13 protein-coding genes are annotated in these 19,468 nt (G+C 71.7%); 9 read left to right on the forward strand and 4 right to left on the reverse strand.

Annotated features, from left to right (window positions below):
- Positions 1-29 precede the first annotated feature (29 nt).
- Entirely contained in the window at positions 30-896 is an 867-nt protein-coding gene (locus RCR19_RS23430) for an acyl-CoA thioesterase II (protein WP_331266904.1), read from the forward strand.
- A gap of 237 nt (positions 897-1,133) precedes the next feature.
- Here the strand turns inward: RCR19_RS23430 and RCR19_RS23435 are convergent, their stop codons facing one another.
- Together RCR19_RS23435 and RCR19_RS23440 are read right to left on the reverse strand one after the other, a co-directional pair.
- Complete coding sequence (locus tag RCR19_RS23435; RefSeq protein WP_331266905.1) at positions 1,134-1,922, reverse strand: phosphatase; 789 nt, start codon at positions 1,920-1,922, stop codon at positions 1,134-1,136.
- Between the two features lie 88 nt (positions 1,923-2,010).
- Positions 2,011-3,627, reverse strand: a complete 1,617-nt coding sequence (locus RCR19_RS23440; protein ID WP_331266906.1) for a PucR family transcriptional regulator — start codon at positions 3,625-3,627, stop codon at positions 2,011-2,013.
- A gap of 200 nt (positions 3,628-3,827) precedes the next feature.
- Between RCR19_RS23440 and RCR19_RS23445 the strand changes: the two genes are divergently transcribed.
- The 8 genes from RCR19_RS23445 to RCR19_RS23480 all read left to right on the forward strand — a co-directional run bounded on the left by RCR19_RS23445 (position 3,828) and on the right by RCR19_RS23480 (position 16,376).
- Positions 3,828-5,288: a sodium:solute symporter gene (locus RCR19_RS23445; RefSeq protein ID WP_331266907.1), complete on the forward strand. Its 1,461-nt coding sequence runs from the start codon at positions 3,828-3,830 to the stop codon at positions 5,286-5,288.
- 101 nt (positions 5,289-5,389) lie between these two features.
- Complete coding sequence (gene speB, locus RCR19_RS23450) at positions 5,390-6,397, forward strand: agmatinase (RefSeq protein WP_331266908.1); 1,008 nt, start codon at positions 5,390-5,392, stop codon at positions 6,395-6,397.
- Positions 6,394-8,079 carry a thiamine pyrophosphate-binding protein gene (locus RCR19_RS23455; protein WP_331266909.1) on the forward strand — a complete coding sequence of 562 codons (1,686 nt, stop codon included), beginning with the start codon at positions 6,394-6,396 and terminating at the stop codon, positions 8,077-8,079. The genes speB and RCR19_RS23455 overlap by 4 nt, the downstream gene beginning before the upstream one ends.
- A 249-nt stretch (positions 8,080-8,328) precedes the next feature.
- Entirely contained in the window at positions 8,329-9,192 is an 864-nt protein-coding gene (locus tag RCR19_RS23460) for a serine hydrolase (protein WP_331269534.1), read from the forward strand.
- Positions 9,193-9,262: 70 nt separating this feature from the next.
- A complete protein-coding gene (locus RCR19_RS23465) occupies positions 9,263-10,306 on the forward strand; it encodes an esterase-like activity of phytase family protein (RefSeq protein ID WP_331266910.1) in 1,044 nt (347 codons plus the stop codon).
- Positions 10,307-10,554: 248 nt separating this feature from the next.
- Positions 10,555-14,322 carry an ABC transporter ATP-binding protein gene (locus RCR19_RS23470; protein ID WP_331266911.1) on the forward strand — a complete coding sequence of 1,256 codons (3,768 nt, stop codon included), beginning with the start codon at positions 10,555-10,557 and terminating at the stop codon, positions 14,320-14,322.
- 123 nt (positions 14,323-14,445) lie between these two features.
- Complete coding sequence (locus RCR19_RS23475) at positions 14,446-14,832, forward strand: hypothetical protein (RefSeq protein WP_331269535.1); 387 nt, start codon at positions 14,446-14,448, stop codon at positions 14,830-14,832.
- A gap of 122 nt (positions 14,833-14,954) precedes the next feature.
- Entirely contained in the window at positions 14,955-16,376 is a 1,422-nt protein-coding gene (locus RCR19_RS23480; RefSeq protein WP_331266912.1) for an aminopeptidase, read from the forward strand.
- A 113-nt stretch (positions 16,377-16,489) separates the two neighbouring features.
- On the opposite strand, the gene RCR19_RS23485 is transcribed toward RCR19_RS23480, so the two are convergent.
- Together RCR19_RS23485 and RCR19_RS23490 are read right to left on the reverse strand one after the other, a co-directional pair.
- The gene (locus RCR19_RS23485; protein ID WP_331266913.1) at positions 16,490-17,113 is read right to left on the reverse strand and encodes a hypothetical protein; all 624 of its coding nucleotides are present in this window, start codon (positions 17,111-17,113) and stop codon (positions 16,490-16,492) included.
- A gap of 102 nt (positions 17,114-17,215) precedes the next feature.
- On the reverse strand, positions 17,216-19,042 hold the full coding sequence (locus RCR19_RS23490; RefSeq protein ID WP_331266914.1) for a glycoside hydrolase family 3 protein: 1,827 nt from the start codon (positions 19,040-19,042) through the stop codon (positions 17,216-17,218).
- Between the last annotated feature and the right edge of the window lie 426 nt (positions 19,043-19,468).

Genomic DNA, 19,468 nt, shown 5'->3' on the forward strand with positions numbered 1-19,468 from the left:
GGAAAACACTGCTCGATACAACTGACCCCATGAGTCAGGCACTGCAGTCCCTGCTCGATCTGCTCGACCTCGAGCGGATCGAGCAGGACATCTTCCGTGGAAGGTCCCGGTCGGCCGTCGTCCCGCGCGTGTTCGGCGGACAGGTGGCGGCCCAGGCGATGGTCGCCGCCGGGCGGACGGTCCCCGAGGACCGGCCCGCCCACTCCCTGCACGCGTACTTCCTGCGCCCCGGGGATCCGGGCGCGCCCATCGTCTACGAGGTCGACCGGATCCGCGACGGCCGTTCCTTCACCACGCGCCGGGTCGTCGCGGTGCAGCACGGCAAGCCGATCTTCCACCTCTCGGCCTCCTTCCAGAGTCACGAGGACGGCCTCGACCACCAGGCCCTGATGCCGCCCGCACCGGACCCGGAGTCGCTGCCCACCTCGCACGAGCGGATGCGCGGCTACGGCCACATCCCGTCCGACGTCGTGGAGCGGTTGCTGGAGGCCCGGGCGGCGGTCGATCTGCGCTACGTCGAGGAGCCTCCCTACGGGAAGTTCGGCGAGCCGCGCGATCCGCACTCCCAGGTGTGGTTCCGCACCAACGGCAAGCTCGACGACGATCCGCTGCTGCACGTCGTGCTCGCCACGTACGTCTCCGACATGACGCTCCTCGACTCCGTCCTGCTCGCGCACGGACGGGGCGGCTGGGCGCTCGGCGACGTCGTCGGGGCCTCACTGGACCACGCCATGTGGTTCCACCGGCCGTTCCGCGCCGACGAGTGGCTCCTGTACGACCAGGAGTCCCCGTCGGCGTACGGCGGGCGCGGGCTCGGCCAGGCCCGTATCTACACCGAGGACGGCCGGCTGGCGATCTCGGTGATCCAGGAAGGTGTGGTCCGCGTCCCGCGATGACACCGCGGTACGTCTGCGCGGCCGGGGGCTCACCCGTGCGGGGAGCCCCCGTTTCGCATTCCCGCCGCCTCGAATGCGGGTAGGACCCGACTCGGCGAACCCGCCGGTCCCAGGTGGCCCGACTCGGCGTGACCCCCGATCGGCGGTCCTGCCGGGTTCGTGCCGCACCTGGCGACGGGGGCTACGGGGGCGGGGCGACGGGCGGGAATCGTGTCCCGCTCCGACGGATCACGCCGCTCAGGCCAGCCCAGCGGCGTTCAGCAGGTACGCCGTCATCGGGTCGTAGTGGCGCGGGCTCGTCACATGGTCGTCGAGGGGGATCGTCACCTGGACGGTGCCCTCGGCCTCGGCGAGGAACAGGGCCGGGTCGTTGCAGTCGGCGTACCCGACGGAGTCGATCCCGGACTGGCCCGCGCGGCCGGCCCAGCCGTGGTCGGCGACGACCAGGTCCGGCAGCGGGCGGCTTTCGCGCTCCAGGCCCTTCAGGATCTCGCGCATGGGCTCCCCGGAGTGGGTGTGCCACAGCGTGGCGCCGTGCTCCAGGACGGCCACGTCGGCGAACTGCATGACGTAGCCCTCCTCCGTCTGCAGCCCCTCCGGGATCGCGACGATCTCGCAGCCGGCGGCGCGCAGCGCGGCGGCCGTGGCGCGGTGGACGTCGAGCAGCCCGCCGGGGTGACCGGTGGCGAACAGGACCCGCTGCTCCCCGTCGGCGGCCTTGCGCAGGCGTGCCGCGAGGCGCTCCAGGGCGTCGACGGTCAGTTCGGGATCGATGGTGTCCTGGCCGTAGCGGTACTCGGGGTCGTCGTTGACGCCGCAGCGCTCCGCCATGACCGCGAGGACGTCCTGCTCGTCGGTCCAGCGGTCCCCGAGCTCCAGGCCGAGCCAGAAGTTGCGGTCGCCGTTCGAGAGCTTGCGGTAGTGGGAGAGGTTGTTCTCGCGGGGCGTGGCGACGTCTCCCGCGATACGGGTCCGTACGAGGTGGTCGACCAGTTCGGCGCGGCTGGGGATCGCGGGTATCGGCATGGCACCCATTCTGCCGGGCGCACCCGGTGGCGGGGGCCGGTGTCCCGCACCATGGGACATGGCTCACTCGGGAACGGGTCCGGGCCTGTCAGTCCTGTCCCACCTGCTTCAGCGCGAACCACAGTTCCATGCGCACGTCGGGATCGTCGAGGTCCGCCCGCAGCAGGGTCGCGCAGCGGGCGATGCGCTGGCGGACCGTGTTGCGGTGGACCGAGAGCGCCACCGCCGTGCGATCCCAGCTGCCGTGCAGGGAGAGCCAGGCGCGCAGCGTCTCGGTGAGCGCGGGGGCGTCCGAGAGCGGCGCGAGGAGGGTGCGGGCGTGCACCTCCGCCTGCGCGGGCGGGACCAGGTCGGCCAGGCCCGTGCGCTCGCCGTGGCGCACCAGCGGCGCCCGGGTTGCGCGGGCGCGGGCCAGTGCGCGGGAGGCCTGGGTGTCGGCGGCGGGCCAGTCGTGCGGGGCGACCGCGGCGCTGACACCGAGGGTCCAGCCGGGCTGCGGGGCGGGTTCGCGGTCGGCGGGGACGAGGACGCGCACGATCCCGTTCGCGGGGTCGACCAGCGCGGACCCGAGAGCGGCGCCGAGCGCGGAGGCGGCCACGGAGCCCCGGGCGTCCCGGCCGCCCGCGCGGGGCTCCGGGACCGAGGGCGGCCGGGCGTCCGCCCGTGCGTGCACGACGAGCCACCGTTCGGCGCCGAGCAGCGGCGCGACCGCCTCCGGCGCGGCCCCCAGCAGCAGTCGTACGAGCGCCGCGGATCGCGCCACGTCGTCGCCGCTCTGGTGCTCGCCGGTCAGGAGGGAGAGGAGGACGGCGGCGACCGACGCGATGGTGTTGTCACCCGGGTCGCGCCGCGGTGACGCGACGCCGAGCACAAAGCCCTGCGCGGTGCCGAGGGCGTAGGCGGCGAGGTGGGTGCCGGCCACGGTGTCGGCGGCGGAGGACGGAGCCGGCCGCCCGGCCGGAAGGGCGCGGACCGCTCCGGAGGACACGACCGGCCGGACGACCCGCGCCAGCCCCGCCATGGCCTCCTGCGCCTCGGCGGCCTGCTCCCGGCCCGCCGTCGCGATCTGCGCCCCGTCCGGTCCGTAGAGCACCGACCAGCCGGCCACCCGCTGGGCCAGCTGCCGCAGCACGGAGGGCACCGGGTCCGGGCGCGCCGCCGCCGCGGCCAGACTCTGCTGGGCCTCGGTGACCCGGCGCAGCTCGGCGAGGCGGGCCTGTGCCATCAGCTGCCACACCGCCCGGGCCACACCGGAGAAGGTCGTCCGGGGCGGCACCTCGAGGAGCGGCAGTCCGTGCCGGTCGCAGGCCTCGACCAATGCCCGCGGCACCGTGTCGTGCACCGGCGCAACGCCGAAACCGAGCGCCGTGCCGCCCGCCGCCACGATCCGGGAGACGTAGTCGTCGAAGTACGCGTCCCATGCGGGGGCGGCCCTACCGGGTGCGTCCCGGTCCGGGCCCGCGGCATCCGGGACGTGCACACCCGCCGTCAGCAGCAGCTCACCGCCCAGCAGATACGGATAGGGGTCCGCCATCTCCGAGGTGTGCGCCCAGTGGATCACGATGTCCGGGCGGCTCGGTCCCGCGATCTGCCGCAGGGCCAGGTCCTCCCGGGCGAGCAGGGCGGCCAGTGGCACCGGTGGGGTCGGCGGCACCGCCGGTGCCGAGGGGGTCGCTGTGTCCGGCATGGTGGACGGTTCCTCCATAACGCTCCGCTCGAGTGGATGAAACGTACACTTCAGTGTCGCTTTCCGGCCACCTAGGGTCGGTCCAGACCGGCAGCCGTGGGTACGGGCGGATGTCCCCGCGAGCCGCTGCCGTCCACACCGGTCGAGCCGACAGCCGGCCGCGTCCCCGAGACCCATCTGCACGACACGCCACCGGAGCGCGCGAAGGAGGGCCCCCTATGGCCGTCGACTACACAGTGATCGTCGTCTATCTGGTCGGCATGCTGGCCATGGGATGGTGGGGCATGCGCCGCGCCAGGTCCAAGAGCGAGTTCCTGGTCGCGGGCCGCCGCCTCGGACCCGCCATGTACTCCGGCACCATGGCCGCGATCGTCCTGGGCGGCGCGTCCACCATCGGAGGCGTCGGCCTCGGCTACCAGTACGGGCTCTCCGGCGCCTGGATGGTGTTCACCATCGGCCTCGGCCTGCTCGCCCTGTCGGTGTTCTTCTCCGCGCGCATCGCCCGTCTGAAGGTCTACACCGTCTCGGAGATGCTCGACCTGCGCTACGGCGGCCGGGCCGGGATGATCTCGGGCCTGGTCATGTGGGCCTACACCCTCATGCTCGCGGTCACCTCGACCATCGCCTACGCCACCATCTTCGACGTCCTCTTCGACATGAACCGGACCGTCGCGATCGTGCTCGGCGGCACCATCGTCGTCGCGTACTCGACGCTCGGCGGCATGTGGTCCATCACGCTGACCGACATGGTGCAGTTCGTGGTGAAGACCATCGGCGTACTGCTCCTGCTGCTGCCCATCGCGGTCGTCAAGGCCGGCGGCTTCAGCGAGATGAAGGCCCAACTGCCCACCTCGTACTTCGACCCGCTGGGGATCGGCGGTGAGACGATCTTCACCTATGTGCTGATCTACACCTTCGGCATGCTGATCGGGCAGGACATCTGGCAGCGCGTCTTCACCGCGCGCGGCGACCGCACCGCCAAGTGGGGCGGCACCGTGGCCGGCACCTACTGCCTGGTCTACGCACTGGCCGGCGCCGTCATCGGCACCGCGGCCAAGGTGATGTACCCGAAGCTGGGCAGCCCGGACGACGCGTTCGCGACCATCGTCAAGGACGAACTGCCCATCGGCATAAGGGGACTGGTGCTCGCCGCCGCACTCGCCGCCGTGATGTCGACCTCGTCCGGTGCGCTCATCGCGTGCGCGACCGTCGCCAACAACGACATCTGGTCACGGCTGCGCGGGATCGTGCGCCGGGGCGAGGAGGGCCACGACGAGGTCAAGGGCAACCGGGTCTTCATCCTGATCATGGGGGTCGGCGTGATCGGTACGGCCATCGCGCTGAACAACGTGGTCGAGGCGCTGACCGTCGCCTACAACCTGCTCGTGGCCGGCCTGCTCGTCCCCATCCTGGGCGGCCTGCTGTGGAAGCGGGGCACCGTGCAGGGCGCCCTCGCCTCGGTGGTGGTCGGCGGTCTCGCCGTGATCGGCCTGATGGCGTCCTACGGCATCCTCGCCAACGAGCCGGTCTACTACGGGCTACTGGCCTCGCTCGCGGTGTACGTCGTGGTGTCGCTCCTGACGAAGCCGACGGACGAGGCCGTGCTGGCCACCTGGCGCGAGCGGCTCGCGGGCCGCGGCGCGCCCGTCGCGGACGAGCCCGCGACAGTGGGCGCCTAGCCCCCTTGCTTCGGCCCGGCAACCGCACGGCTGCCGGGCCGGGCGGGCCCCCGGGGTCCGCGACACTGGAGGAAACACGCACGACCTGGAGGGGTCCGACGATGAGCAGCACCGAGAACACCGCAGCAGGCGACAGCCGGCCGCGCGGACCCGTCGACTCGTCCCGCATTCCGCGGTACGCGGGACCCGCGACCTTCGCCCGGCTGCCCCGCCTCGACGAGGTCGGCACCGCCGACGTCGCGGTGGTCGGCGTGCCCTTCGACTCGGGCGTCTCCTACCGGCCCGGCGCCCGCTTCGGCGGCAACGCGATCCGTGAGGCGTCCCGTCTGCTGCGCCCGTACAACCCGGCGCAGGACGCCTCCCCCTTCGCACTCGCGCAGGTCGCGGACGGCGGCGACATCGCGGTGAACCCGTTCAACATCAACGAGGCGGTGGAGACCGTAGAGGCCGCCGCCGACGAACTGCTCAGCACCGGCGCCCGCCTGATGACGCTCGGCGGCGACCACACCATCGCCCTGCCCCTGCTGCGCTCGGTGGCGAAGAAGCACGGCCCGGTGGCCCTGCTGCACTTCGACGCCCACCTGGACACCTGGGACACCTACTTCGGCGCCGAGTACACGCACGGCACCCCGTTCCGCCGTGCCGTCGAGGAGGGCATCCTCGACACCTCCGCGCTCTCCCACGTCGGCACCCGCGGCCCGCTCTACGGCAAGCAGGACCTCACCGACGACGAGAAGATGGGCTTCGGCATCGTCACGTCCGCCGACATCTACCGCCGCGGTGCGGACGAGGTCGCCGACCAGCTCCGGCAGCGCATCGGCGACCGCCCGCTGTACATCTCGATCGACATCGACTGCCTCGACCCGGCCCACGCTCCCGGCACCGGCACTCCCGAGGCCGGCGGCATGACCTCGCGCGAGCTCCTGGAGATCCTGCGCGGCCTCGCCTCCTGCAACCTGGTCTCGGCCGACGTGGTCGAGGTGGCACCGGCCTACGACCACGCGGAGATCACGTCGGTGGCCGCGTCCCACACCGCGTACGAGCTGACGACCCTCATGACCCGCCGGATCGCGGCGGACCGTGCCGGTGAGGGGACCGGGACCAAGTGACCCACGACCACGACCTCGTCCTTCGTCCGACGGCCGCGCAGACCGAGGCCGCACTCGCCCCTCCCCCCGGCCGCAACGGCGGCGACCTGGTCGTGGAGACGCTGGCGGGGCTGGGCGCCACGACGGTCTTCGGCCTGCCGGGCCAGCACGCCCTCGGCATGTTCGACGCGCTCCGGCGCTCCGCCCTGCAGTACGTCGGGCTGCGGGTGGAGAACAACGCGGGCTTCGCGGCGGACGCCTACGGCCGGATCACGGGGGAGGCGGCCCCGCTCATCGTGTCCACCGGCCCGGGCGCGCTGACCTCGCTCGCGGCACTCCAGGAGGCGGCGGCCGCCTCGGCCCCGGTCCTGGCGATCAGCAGCCAGATCCCGACGGCCGGTCTGGGCGGCGGGCGCCGCGGCTATCTGCACGAACTGCCCGACCAGGCCGCCTCCTTCCGGGGCGTGGTCAAGTCCGTGCACACGGTCCGCACCCCCTCGCAGATCCCGTCGGCGATCGCGGCGGCGTGGAAGTCCGCGCTGACGGCCCCGCACGGCCCGGTGTGGGTGGAGATCCCGCAGGACGTGCTCCTCGCGGAGACGAGCCTGCCGGTCGTGACGGCGGTGGACGCGACCCCCGACGAACTGGTGCCGCGCCCGGAGCTCACCGCGGTCGCCGCCGACCTGCTCTCCCGTGCCGAACGCCCGGCGATCATCGCGGGCGGGGGAGTGGTCAGGGCCGACGCCTCCGGCAAGCTCCAGCAACTCGCCGAGAAGCTGAACGCCCCGGTCGTCACCACCTTCGGCGGCAAGGGGGCGTTCCCCTGGGAGCACCCACTGTCCCTGCGCTCCTGGCTGGAGGACCGCCACACCACGGACTTCCTCGAGGACGCGGACGTGCTGCTGGTGGTCGGCTCGGGCCTTGGCGAACTGTCGTCGAACTACCACACGTTCAGGCCGCGCGGCCGGGTGATCCAGATCGAGGCCGACCTCGGCAAACTGGAGTCCAACCACCCCGCCCTCGGCATCCACGCGGACGCACGCCTGGCGTTGCAGGCGCTGCTGGAGACGGTGGCCGACCGGCAGGACGAGACGGCAGCCGAGCGCGTGCGCACGCTGCTGGCGAAGGTGGCCGACCGTATCGCCGCCCAGGGCCTCACGCTGGAGCAGGACGTGCTGGCGTCGGTGCGCCGTGCTCTGCCGTCCGGCTCGCCGTCCTTCTGGGACATGACGATCCTGGCCTACTGGGCGTGGTCGGCCTTCGACCCGCGGGGGACGAACGCCATGCACTCGGCACAGGGTGCGGGCGGCCTCGGCTACGGCTTCCCGGCCGCGCTCGGCGCCGCCGTGGCGGACCCGACGCGGCCGGTGCTCGCGGTCTCGGGCGACGGGGGCGCGCTGTACTCGATCGCCGAACTGGCGACGGCACGGCAGTACGACCTCAACGTGACCTGGCTGATCGTCGACGACGGCGGCTACGGCATCCTGCGCGAGTACATGAACGACGCCTTCGGCCGGACCACGGCGACCGAGCTGACGCGCCCGGACTATGTGGCCCTCGCGGAGTCGTTCGGCGTCCCGGGGGTGCGGACGTCGCCCGGGACGCTGGAGACCGACCTGGCGAAGGCCCTGGCGGCGCCGGGCCCGTCGGTCGTCGTGCTCCCGGCGGTGCTGCGCATGTTCGCGCCGACGCATCTGGACTGACCGCCGGACCGCCGCACCGGCCGAGCGCCCGGTCCCGCCGTCAGGGGCCGGGCGCGCCGCTTCCCGCCCGGCGCGGGTGTGAATTCCCCGCGGCAGGGGTGATGCCCGTACAACCTTTCACCCGTGTCCGTGCGTCATGAAGTCGGACGTGCCCGGGTACGTCCGACTCCACACAAGGGGATGGGGACCTCCATGACACACCGGATGTCCCGGCGTGCCCGTGTGCTCTGCGCGAGCCTCGGTGCCGGGATGCTCATACCGCTCGTGGCCGCCACCGCGCCCGCCGCTGCCGCCACGCCGACGGTCAGCTGCACTTCGGGCAAGGCGGGCCTGGCGGCCAAGCTGAAGAAGGACATCACCGCGGCGCTCTCCGGCCGCAAGGGGACCGTGGCGGTCGGCCTCTACGACCGCTCCACCAACACCACCTGCTCGCTGCGCAGCACCAATGCCTACGACTCGGCCAGCGTCGTCAAGGTGACCGTGCTCGCCACGCTGCTGTGGGACGCCAAGAAGCACAACCGCTATCTGACCAGCCGTGAGGTCAGCCTCACCACGGCGATGATCACCAAGTCGGACAACAATGCGACCAGCGCGCTGTGGAAGCAACTGGGCCTGACCAAGATCAAGGGCTTCCTCTCCGCGGCCGGGATGACCCGGACCAAGCCGGGCGCGAACGGCTACTGGGGCCTGACGCAGATCAACGTGCAGGACGAGCAGAAGCTGCTCAAGCTCATCACCGCCAAGAACTCGGTGCTGAGCGACAACTCCCGTGCGTACACCCTGAAGCTGATGGGGAAGGTCGTGTCCTCGCAGCGCTGGGGCACCCCCGCGGGCACGCCCTCGGGCGTCTCCGTGCACGTCAAGAACGGCTGGCTGCAGCGCGCCACGCACGGCTGGCGCATCCACAGCGTGGGCACGTTCAACGGACGCGGCCACGACTACATGATCACCGTGCTCACCCAGGACAACAGCACCATGAGCTACGGCGTCACCACCATCCAGAACGTGGCCAAGGCCATCCACAAGGATCTGGTACCGACGACCGTCGGCACGAAGGCGTTCGTGCCGACGAGCAGGCCGCAGGAGGCAGTACCGGCGGTCCCCGCGAGCTGACACGGTCCAACTCCCCGTGGTTCACGGGGAGTCCACCCCCGGGCACTCGACTCGCCCTACGGTGGCGGGCATGCGTCTGAGAATCCTGCTCGCCACCGTCACCGCCACTGTGGCGGCGGCCGCCTCGCCGGCCGCCGCAGGGCCCTCGCCCCTCGGGGGCACCACGGCCATCCACGCGTGCTCCTCCCACGTCGCCGTCGAGAGCTTCTCCGACGCCCTCGACAAGCAGACGTACGAGGGCACGTTCGTCGGCAACTTCTCCGCGCTCGCCGTCGACCGCGACGGGCAGATCGCCGCGCTCTCCGACCGTTCGTCGCTGTTCACCCTCCGCCGCGGGAGCCTGAAGCCCACGGGTGTGGTGGGTCTCGCCGACGACAAGGGCGCGGCGCTCGACTCCGAGGGCCTGGTCGTCGACCGCGACGGCACCCGGCTCGTCAGCTCGGAGACCGAGCCGTCGGTGCGCCGCTACTCGCGCGACGGAAAGATCCTCGACAGCCTTCCCGTGCCGTCCGCCCTCGAGGTCGCCCCGGCCGGGCGCGCCACCTCGAACCTGACCTTCGAGGGCCTGACCCTGCTGTCCGGCGGGCACAGGCTGCTGGCGGGCATGGAGGGCTCGCTCAGCGGCGACACCTCCGGGATCGTCCGCTTCCAGACCTGGACGCGGCAGGGGCGGCACTTCTCGCTCGCGGCCCAGTACGGCTACCGCACCGACACCGGCCTCGGCGTCTCCGAGACCACCGCGACCCCGGACGGCCGGCTGCTGGTCCTGGAGCGCGGGTTCACCGCCGGGTACGGCAACACGGTCCGTCTTTATCTGGCCGACCTGCGCCACGCCACCGACACCCGGCGCATCAACACGCTGGCCGGTCAGGACGGCGTGCGCCTCGCCCGCAAGACCCGCCTCGCCGACCTGGTGGACTGCCCCTCGCTCGGCGCGCAGGCCAAGCAGCCCCAGCCGAACCCGCTTCTCGACAACATCGAGGGCATGACGATCACGGGCGCCTCGCACGGCCGGCTGAACGTGCTCCTGGCCAGCGACGACAACCAGAACACGGCACAGATCACCCGTCTGTACTCCCTGCGGGTCCGCCTGCCGCACCCGGCCGCCCACTGACCCGTCCCGGGTCGCCGTAAGGACCGGGTGCCGCCCCGCGCCCGGTCCACCGGGCTGCACGCCGTGCCCGGAGTCCTGCGACGGTCCGCTCCCGGCCGCCCGGACGAGGCCGTGGTGCCTGCCCGCGGACGTCGACGACACCCGATCGGCCGCGCCCGGGATTGTTGCGGCGGGATGAAATCCGTGCCGGTCCGCGTTGGTGCATTGCGGAAGATCAGGACCATCTCAGACGGCAGGAAGGGCACGGCGTGGCAGTGCACGAGGGGGAGAAACGCGGCTGGGCCCGGCGGCTCGCGGGATACGCGTGGCGTCACCCGAAGGACGTGGTCCTGGCGCTCGGGTCCTCCCTCGGCGGTATGGCCGTCATGGCGGTCGTCCCGCTGATCACCAAGGTGATCATCGACGATGTGGTCAGCGCCCACAACCGTTCGATGGCGCCCTGGGCCGGAGCCCTCGTCGGCGCTGCCGTCCTCGTCTATCTCCTCACCTACGTCCGCCGCTACTACGGTGGACGGCTCGCCCTCGACGTCCAGCACGATCTGCGGACCGAGATGTACGGGACGATCACCCGGCTGGACGGACGGCGACAGGACGACCTGTCCACCGGACAGGTCGTCGGCCGCGCCACCAGCGACCTTCAGCTGATCCAGGGACTGCTCTTCATGCTCCCGATGACCATCGGGAACGTCCTGCTCTTCGTGATCTCCCTGGGGATCATGGCGTGGCTGTCGGCACCGCTGACCCTTGTCGCGCTGGCCGTCGCGCCGGCCCTGTGGTTCATCGCCAAGCGCAGTCGCGTCCGGCTGCATCCGGCCACCTGGTACGCACAGGCCCAGGCGGCCGCCGTGGCGGGCGTGGTCGACGGCGCCGTCAGCGGCGTACGCGTGGTGAAGGGCTTCGGGCAGGAGGAGCAGGAGACCGGAAAGCTCCGGCAGGTGGGGCGCCGGCTCTTCGCGGGCCGGATGCGCACCATCCGTCTCAACGCCGTGTACACCCCGGCGCTCCAGGCGGTGCCGGCCCTCGGGCAGGTCGCCATGCTCGCCCTCGGCGGCTGGCTCGCCGTACGCGGGCACATCACCCTCGGCACGTTCGTCGCCTTCTCGTCCTACCTCGCCCAGCTCGTCGGCCCGGTGCGCATGCTGGCCGTCGTCCTGACCGTGGGCCAGCAGGCCCGCGCGGGTGCCGAGCGCGTCCTGGAGCTGATCGACACCGAGCCGTCGCTGGAGGACGGCACCAAGGAACTGCCCGCCGACGCCCCGGCGACCGTCGAGTTCGACGACGTCTCCTTCGCGTACCAGGACGGGCGGCCTGTCCTCGACGGGCTCTCGTTCGAGATCCGTCCCGGCGAGACGCTCGCCGTCGTCGGCTCCTCGGGCTCCGGCAAGTCCACGGTCTCCCTGCTCCTCCCGCGTTTCTACGACGTGACGCACGGGGCCGTCCTCGTCGGCGGCCACGACGTGCGCGAGCTGACGCTCGGGTCACTGCGTGCCGCGATCGGCCTGGTGCCCGAGGATTCGTTCCTGTTCTCGGACACCGTCCGCAACAACATCGCCTACGGCCGTCCCGACGCGACCGACGAGCAGATCGAGCAGGCCGCTCGCGCCGCTCAGGCCGAGCGCTTCATCGCCGAGCTGCCCAAGGGGTACGCGACCAAGGTGGGCGAGCACGGCCTCACCCTCTCGGGCGGTCAGCGGCAGCGCATCGCCCTCGCCCGCGCGATCCTCACCGACCCGCGTCTGCTGGTACTCGACGATGCGACCTCCGCGGTGGACGCCCGTGTCGAGCACGAGATCCATGAGGCGCTGAGGCAGGTCATGGAGGGCCGGACGACACTGCTGATCGCGCACCGCCGCTCCACCCTCAATCTCGCCGACCGGATCGCCGTCCTCGACGGCGGCCGTCTCGCCGACGTCGGCACGCACGAGGAGCTCCAGGAGCGGTCGGCCCTGTACCGGAGGCTGCTGACCGATCCGGACGAACTCGGCGGTGTCTCCCCGGGCCACGCCCTGCCCGCGGCCCCGCAGGAGGAAACGACCCTGGGCGTCCCCCCGCTCGAGCCCATCCGTGAGTGGGGCAGGGAGGAGCTGGACCCCGAGTTCGACACCGAGCGCGGTGTCACCCCGCGCCTGTGGAGCGGCGACCGTGAACCGAGGGACCTGGCGCTGGCCGCCTCCCCGGCGACCCCCGAACTCCTCGCCCAGGTCGAGAAGCTGCCCCCGGCCACCGACACTCCCGGCATCGACGAGAAACGCGCGGTACGGTCCGAGGACTCCTACGGCCTCACCCGGCTGCTGCGCGGTTTCGGCCTCCCCCTCCTGGTCAGCCTCGCCCTCGTCGCGGTCGACGCGGGCACGGGCCTGCTGCTGCCGATCCTGATCCGGCACGGCATCGACCAGGGCGTCTCCAGGATGGCGATCGGCGCCGTCTGGACCGCTTCCCTGCTCGCGCTGCTCGCCGTCCTCGTCCAGTGGGCGGCGCAGTCCGGCGAGACCCGGATGACCGGGCGGACCGGCGAACGTGTCCTGTACTCGCTCCGGCTGAAGATCTTCGCGCAGCTCCAGCGGCTCGGACTCGACTACTACGAGCGGGAGCTGACCGGCCGGATCATGACCCGGATGACGACCGACGTGGACGCACTGTCGACGTTCCTGCAGACGGGCATGGTCACCGCCTGCGTCTCCGTGGTCACCTTCTTCGGCATCATGGGCGCGCTGCTCGTGATCGACGTGCAGCTCGCGCTTGTCGTCTTCGCCACGCTGCCCCCGCTGATCGTGGCCACCTTCTTCTTCCGCCGGGCGAGCGTGAAGGCGTACGAACTCGCCCGTGAGCGTGTGTCGGCGGTCAACGCCGACCTCCAGGAGTCGGTGTCAGGTCTGCGGATCCTCCAGGCCTTCCGGCGCGAGCGGGACGGCAGGCGGCACTACACGGAGGGCAGCGAGAGCTACCGCAGCGCGCGTATCCGCGGTCAGTGGCTGATCTCCGTGTACTTCCCCTTCGTGCAGCTGCTGTCCTCGGTGGCCGCGGCGGCCGTGCTGATGGTGGGCGCGCACCGGGTGGACGCCGGGACCCTGACGACGGGCGCCCTGGTCGCCTATCTCCTGTACATCGACCTGTTCTTCGCGCCGGTGCAGCAGCTCTCCCAGGTCTTCGACGGCTACCAGCAGGCCACGGTCTCCCTCGGTCGCATCCAGGAGCTGCTCCGCGAGCCGACCACGACGAAGGAGGCCGCCGAGCCCGTCGAGGTGCGGTCGCTGCGCGGCGACATCGCCTTCGACGGCGTCGACTTCGCCTACGGCGACGACGAGGAGGCGCTCAGCGGGATCGACCTGACCATCCCCGCGGGGCAGACCGTCGCCTTCGTCGGCGAGACGGGGGCCGGCAAGTCGACGCTGGTGAAGCTCGTCGCCCGGTTCTACGACCCCACGCGCGGTCGGGTACTGGTCGACGGCACCGATGTGCGCTCGCTGGAGCTGTCCTCGTACCGGCACCGGCTCGGTGTCGTCCCGCAGGAGGCGTATCTCTTCGAGGGGACCGTGCGCGACGCCGTCGCCTACGGCAGGCCGGACGCCACCGACGCCGAGGTGGAGGCCGCTGCGCGGGCGGTCGGCGCGCACGAGATGATCGCCACGCTGGAGGGCGGCTATCTGCACGAGGTCGCCGAGCGCGGCCGCAACCTGTCGGCCGGGCAGCGGCAGTTGATCGCCCTGGCCCGCGCGGAGCTGGTCGACCCGGACGTCCTGCTGCTCGACGAGGCGACCGCCGCTCTCGATCTGGCCACGGAGGCGCAGGTCAACCGCGCGACGGATCGTCTCGCCGGCCGCCGTACGACGCTCGTGGTCGCTCACCGGCTGACCACGGCCGCCCGCGCGGACCGGGTGGTGGTGATGGACCACGGCCGGGTCGCCGAGGACGGCACCCATGACGAACTGCTGGCGCTCGACGGGCGGTACGCGCAGTTGTGGCGCACCTTCGTCGGCGAGCCGGAGCCGGAGGAGCCGGTCGGCTCCACGGCGTGAGCGCGGGACGGCGGCCGTCCGCGGCCGCCGTCAGCACCGTCCATGGCCCCCGCCGGACGCAACCATCCGGACTACGTCATGCGTCCGTACATCAGTACGCTGATCGTCACGGGGAGGACAACGGTGGACAGTGGTGCGATACGCCGACGCCTGGCGTTCGGTCTGGCCGTGCTGACGGCGTCCGGCCTGCTCGCGATGGTGAGCCCGGGCAGCGCCGTGGCGGCCGACTCCTGTTCCGGACGAAAGGTCCGTACGCTCCCGTTCTCCACCGGCTCCGTGCGGGTGTACCGCCATGACGGCTATGTGTGCGCCGTGACCGTGGCGAAGAAGGTGTCCGGCCGCAAGCCGATGTCGGTCAGCGTGCAGGCGCGTGGCCTGCGCCCCGCGGTCGACACCGGCCGCTACACCCATCACGCCGGTCCCGTGACCGTGTACTCCGGTCACCGGTGCGTATGGCTCCGCGGCTCGGTGGGAACCGGTTCGGTGAGCTCGGGCTGGATCCTGTGCTGACGGACCGCCGGGTGCGGCGGTGGTCTTCTCGGCCAACTCACAGGTTTTCCCAACCTCCCCTGGTGTGAGACCAGTTGCTCCGCTAGGTTCCGGCGGACATCCGCGTTCACAGGGGAGGGTGCATGCGCAAGGCGCTCAGATGGCTGCTGGCGCTCGTGGTACTCGTCGGCACGCTGAGTACGGCCGGAGCGGCCACCGCCGCCACGGCCGATACGGACATCAAGGACCGGCTGCTCGCCATACCGGGCATGAGCCTGATCGAGGAGAAGCCGTACACCGGGTACCGCTTCTTCGTTCTCAACTACACCCAGCCGGTGGACCACCGGCACCCGTCCAAGGGCACGTTCCAGCAGCGGATCACCGTGCTGCACAAGGACGTCTCCAGGCCGACCGTCTTCTATACCGGCGGGTACAACGTCTCCACGACCCCCAGCCGCCGCGAGCCGACCCAGATCGTGGACGGCAACCAGGTCTCCATGGAGTACCGCTTCTTCACCCCCTCCCGCCCGCAGCCCGCCGACTGGTCGAAGCTCGACATCTGGCAGGCGGCGAGCGACCAGCACCGTATCTACGAGGCGCTCAAGCCGATCTACGGCCGTCACTGGCTCGCGACGGGTGGCTCCAAGGGCGGTATGACGGCGACGTACTACGAGCGTTTCTACCCGCGTGACATGGACGGCATCGTGGCGTACGTCGCCCCGAACGACGTCGTGAACAACGAGGACTCCGCCTACGACCGCTTCTTCACGAAGGTCGGCACCAACGAGTGCCGGGACCGGTTGCAGGCGGTGCAGCGCGAGGCGCTGGTGCGCCGTGAGCCGCTGGAGAAGAAGTACAAGCAGTACGCGGCGGACAACGGCTACACGTTCACCACGGTCGGCAGCCTGGACCGGGCCTACGAGGCGGTCGTCCTCGACTACGTCTGGGGCTTTTGGCAGTACAGCCTGCTGTCGGACTGCGACACGATCCCGGCGGACGCGAAGCATGCGACGGACGACGAGATCTGGAACTCCGTCGACACGATCTCCGGCTTCTCCTTCTACACCGACCAGGGCCTGGAGCCCTACACGCCGTACTACTACCAGGCGGGCACGCAGCTCGGAGCGCCGACGATCCACTTCCCGTACATCGAGAAGAAGTACGTGCGCTACGGCTACCAGCCGCCCCGGAACTTCGTGCCCCGCTCCATCCCGATGACGTTCCGGCCCGGGGCGATGCACGACGTGGACAGCTGGGTCACGCACCACGCGCAGCACATGCTCTTCGTCTACGGCCAGAACGACCCGTGGGGCGCGGAACGCTTCCGGGTCGGCGCGGGCGCCCGTGACTCCTACGTCTTCACGGCCCCGGGCATGAACCACGGTGCGAACGTGGCCGGCCTGGTCGCCGACCAGAAGGCGCTGGCCACCGCCCGCATCCTGGACTGGGCGGGCGTCGCGTCGACGACGGTCCAGGAGAACCCGTCGTCGGCCAAGCCGCTGGCGCGGTACGACGCGCGGCTGGACCGCCGCGACGTGGAGCGCGAGCCGGCGCTCAGGCCGTGACCTGTCGCCGTCGCGGCGGGGACGAAGGGCCGGCCGCCCCGCCTCCCGCGCCGCGACGGCGGTCATGCGCGGCGGCGGGGACCACCGGGTTCGCCCGGCGGTCCCCGCCGCTCTCACATCTGCCGCGCGCACCCCACCGGCCTGCTGCCGCCCAGTTGGACGTAGAGAGCCGTCGACCCGGGGCACTGCGCGCGGCGTGCCACCGCCGATGTCACCTTGTACTCGGGGGCGTGGCTCCCCTTGCCGTCGCAGGCCGTCTCACGGACCTGTCCCTTCCCCGCGCCGTACACGCAGTCGCCCACGATCGTGCGCGGTCCGCCACCGCCCCCGGGGTCGCCCGGGTGGGGCGGCTCCAGGTTCCGCATGCAGGCGTAGCCCTGCGGCACCGCCCCGTCCCCGTCCTCGTCCGAGGCGGGCCGGGACTCGCTGATGTGCAGCACGAAGTCCGTGGTGGCCGGGCAGGCCGGACCGCGCGACGGATCGCCGTCGTAGCGTGCGACCACCCGTGCCGCCGCGCGCTCGCTGGTGCACGGGACTTCCGTGAAACTGGTCGTCCCGAAGGAACTGCACTCGTCCACCGCGAGGAACTCGGCGCCGTAGCCGATCGGTCGGGTGGCCGTGGCGCCCCCGCTCGGCCGGTCCTTCGCCGGGTCCGACGCCGTCTGGCAGCCGGTGATCCCGGCCGCCGCCAGCGCAGCGGTCAACAGCGCACCCAGCAGCGCCCGTGTCCCTCGCATCGCGACCCCCCGGTCCAGCGTGACCCGCGGCCACGGCTCACGCCAGACATGTGGGGTGCTTTGCGACAGTTGGGGACGAGCTGTCCGGTGTGGGGCGTACGCCTAGTACGACAGCCCGAACCCGACGGGGTACAGCACCTGTGCCGGGTCGTCCGCCCGCTGCACCGGCACCGGCAGCTTTCCGCGCGGACGCACACGACCTGCGATCACCCGGGCGGCCGCTCGCAGTTCGACGTCCGTCCAGGAGTACGACGCCAGGAACGCCTTGACGTCCGGCAGTTGGGCCACGTCGTACGGATTGCGCAGGGCGATCGCGACGACCGGCTTCCCGGTGGCGACCAGCTGGTTCACCAGCGTCCGCTGGGAGCTCGCCGCGGTCACGTTGTACGTGCCCACGACGACCGCGTCCGCGTTCCCCGCAGCGGCCACGGCCTTCTCGATCGTCGCCGGTGAGGGCGCGGTGCCGGTGGACAGCACGGTCGCCGTGAAACCGAGGTCGGTGAGGGCGTCGGCCAGTACGGTGGTGGGCGGTCCGTCGGTGCCGGACGGGGAGGCCGGATCGGCACCGACCACCAGCACCCGCGGATGGGCGCGGCGGGAGAGCGGCAGCAGGCGCCCGTCGTTGACCAGCAGCGTGGTGGTGCGGTCCGCGATACGGTCCGCCGCACGCAGGTGCGCCGGGACGCCGACGGTCCGGTCGACGCCGGCATCGGAGACGAACGGTCGCTCCAGCAGCCCCAGTCCGGCCTTCAGCCGCAGGATGCGCAGGAGCGACTCGTCGAGCCGGGCCTCGGTCAGCTCACCGCTCCGTACGGCCTGGAGCACCGCGTTCCACGCCACGTCCAGGGACGGCGGGTTGAGCAGCTGGTCGACGCCGGCCTTCAGTGCGAGCACGGGTACGCGGTCGTCGCCGTACTTCTGGCGTACACCCTCCATCCCCAGCGAGTCGGTGACCACGACCCCGTCGTAGCCCAGCTCCTCGCGCAGGATTCCGGTGAGGATCGGATGCGAGAGCGTCGCCGGGTCACCGGAGTCGTCGAGCGCGGGGACCATGATGTGTGCCGTCATGATCGCGCCGATCCCGGCGCGGATCGCCGCCCGGAAGGGCACCGCGTCGAGTTGCTCCCACAGCTCGCGGCTGTGGGTGATGACCGGGAAGCCGAAGTGGCTGTCGACGGCGGTGTCGCCGTGGCCCGGGAAGTGCTTGGCGGTCGCCGCGACCCCCGAGGACTGATATCCCTTCACCTCGGCCGCGACCAGGCCCGCCACCGCGTCCGGGTCGGCGCCGAAGGACCGAACGCCGATGACCGGGTTGGCCGGATTGACGTTCACGTCGGCGTCGGGCGAGTAGTCCTGGCGGATGCCGAGGGCGTGCAACTCGGCGCCGGAGATGCGGCCGAGGGTGCGGGCGTCGGCGTGGGAGCCGCCCGCTCCGACCGCCATCGCGCCCGGGAAGAGCGTGGCGGGCTTGCCCACGCGCGCCACGATGCCGTGCTCCTGGTCCGTGGCGATGAGGACGGGCAGCCCGCGGGGCTGGTCCAGCGACGCCTTCTGGATCCCGTTCGACAGGTCCGCGATCTGGTGCGGATCACGGGTGTTGTGCGCCCAGGTGAAGTAGATGATGCCGCCGACGCGGTACTTGGCGATCAGCTCGGCGGCCGTCCGTACGCCGATCTCCTGGAGGTTGGCGTCGATGTCGGCCTGGTCCGGGTCGGTGGCCGAGTGGCCGTAGACCCGCATCACGAAGAGTTGGCCGACCTTCTCTTCGAGCGTCATACGGGAGATGAGGTCCCGGAGCCGGCCATCGGCGGGCACAGCGGCATGACTTGTGCCCGGGGTGAGTGCGAGGGCCGCGGTCAGTCCCGCGGTGGCGGCGAGGACCGTCCGTCTGGAGGGGGTGGGGGTGCTTCCTGTACCGGCGCCGTGCACGTGCGCTCCTTCCGGAGGAGATCGCTGAAGGAAACTTCCAAGGAGTCACCAATATCCGGGAAGTTTCTGCCAGTCAAGGGAATGCGCAGTAACGGCGAGGGGCCGTCACCGGCGCTGTTGGAGGGGGGCGCGCCGATGACGGCATGCTGCCGGCCGCGTGCGGCGGAGAGGGTGGTCAGCGATCGCAGCCAGCAGCGAGGGCCGACACCGCAGGCGGAGACTCATCCGGCAGCTCGCGGATGGGACGGGCACGAGGGTGGCGGGGTTCCCGGTTCCGGCCATGTCGCGGGAAGTTGATACCGCTGATCCCAGGACGGCGACCTGGGGTGTCTGTGGCTGCCCGCCGGGCACGTCCGAAGCCCTCCGGCACCGGCGGAGTCCGGTCGGACCCGCAATCCGCTCGACGCGCGCGGGCGGGTGCGCCAC

Origin of the sequence: Streptomyces sp. WAC07094, from assembly GCF_036320405.1 — a bacterium.
GTDB classification, from domain to species: domain Bacteria; phylum Actinomycetota; class Actinomycetes; order Streptomycetales; family Streptomycetaceae; genus Streptomyces; species Streptomyces lannensis.

Bases quoted from the DNA above. Each gene is read 5' to 3' on its own strand.
- RCR19_RS23430 (WP_331266904.1), top strand. From the start codon at position 30: ATGAGTCAGGCACTGCAGTCCCTGCTCGATCTGCTCGACCTCGAGCGG.
- RCR19_RS23435 (WP_331266905.1), bottom strand. From the start codon at position 1,922: ATGCCGATACCCGCGATCCCCAGCCGCGCCGAACTGGTCGACCACCTC.
- RCR19_RS23440 (WP_331266906.1), bottom strand. From the start codon at position 3,627: ATGGAGGAACCGTCCACCATGCCGGACACAGCGACCCCCTCGGCACCG.
- RCR19_RS23445 (WP_331266907.1), top strand. From the start codon at position 3,828: ATGGCCGTCGACTACACAGTGATCGTCGTCTATCTGGTCGGCATGCTG.
- speB (WP_331266908.1), top strand. From the start codon at position 5,390: ATGAGCAGCACCGAGAACACCGCAGCAGGCGACAGCCGGCCGCGCGGA.
- RCR19_RS23460 (WP_331269534.1), top strand. From the start codon at position 8,329: ATGCTCATACCGCTCGTGGCCGCCACCGCGCCCGCCGCTGCCGCCACG.
- RCR19_RS23465 (WP_331266910.1), top strand. From the start codon at position 9,263: ATGCGTCTGAGAATCCTGCTCGCCACCGTCACCGCCACTGTGGCGGCG.
- RCR19_RS23480 (WP_331266912.1), top strand. From the start codon at position 14,955: ATGCGCAAGGCGCTCAGATGGCTGCTGGCGCTCGTGGTACTCGTCGGC.
- RCR19_RS23485 (WP_331266913.1), bottom strand. From the start codon at position 17,113: ATGCGAGGGACACGGGCGCTGCTGGGTGCGCTGTTGACCGCTGCGCTG.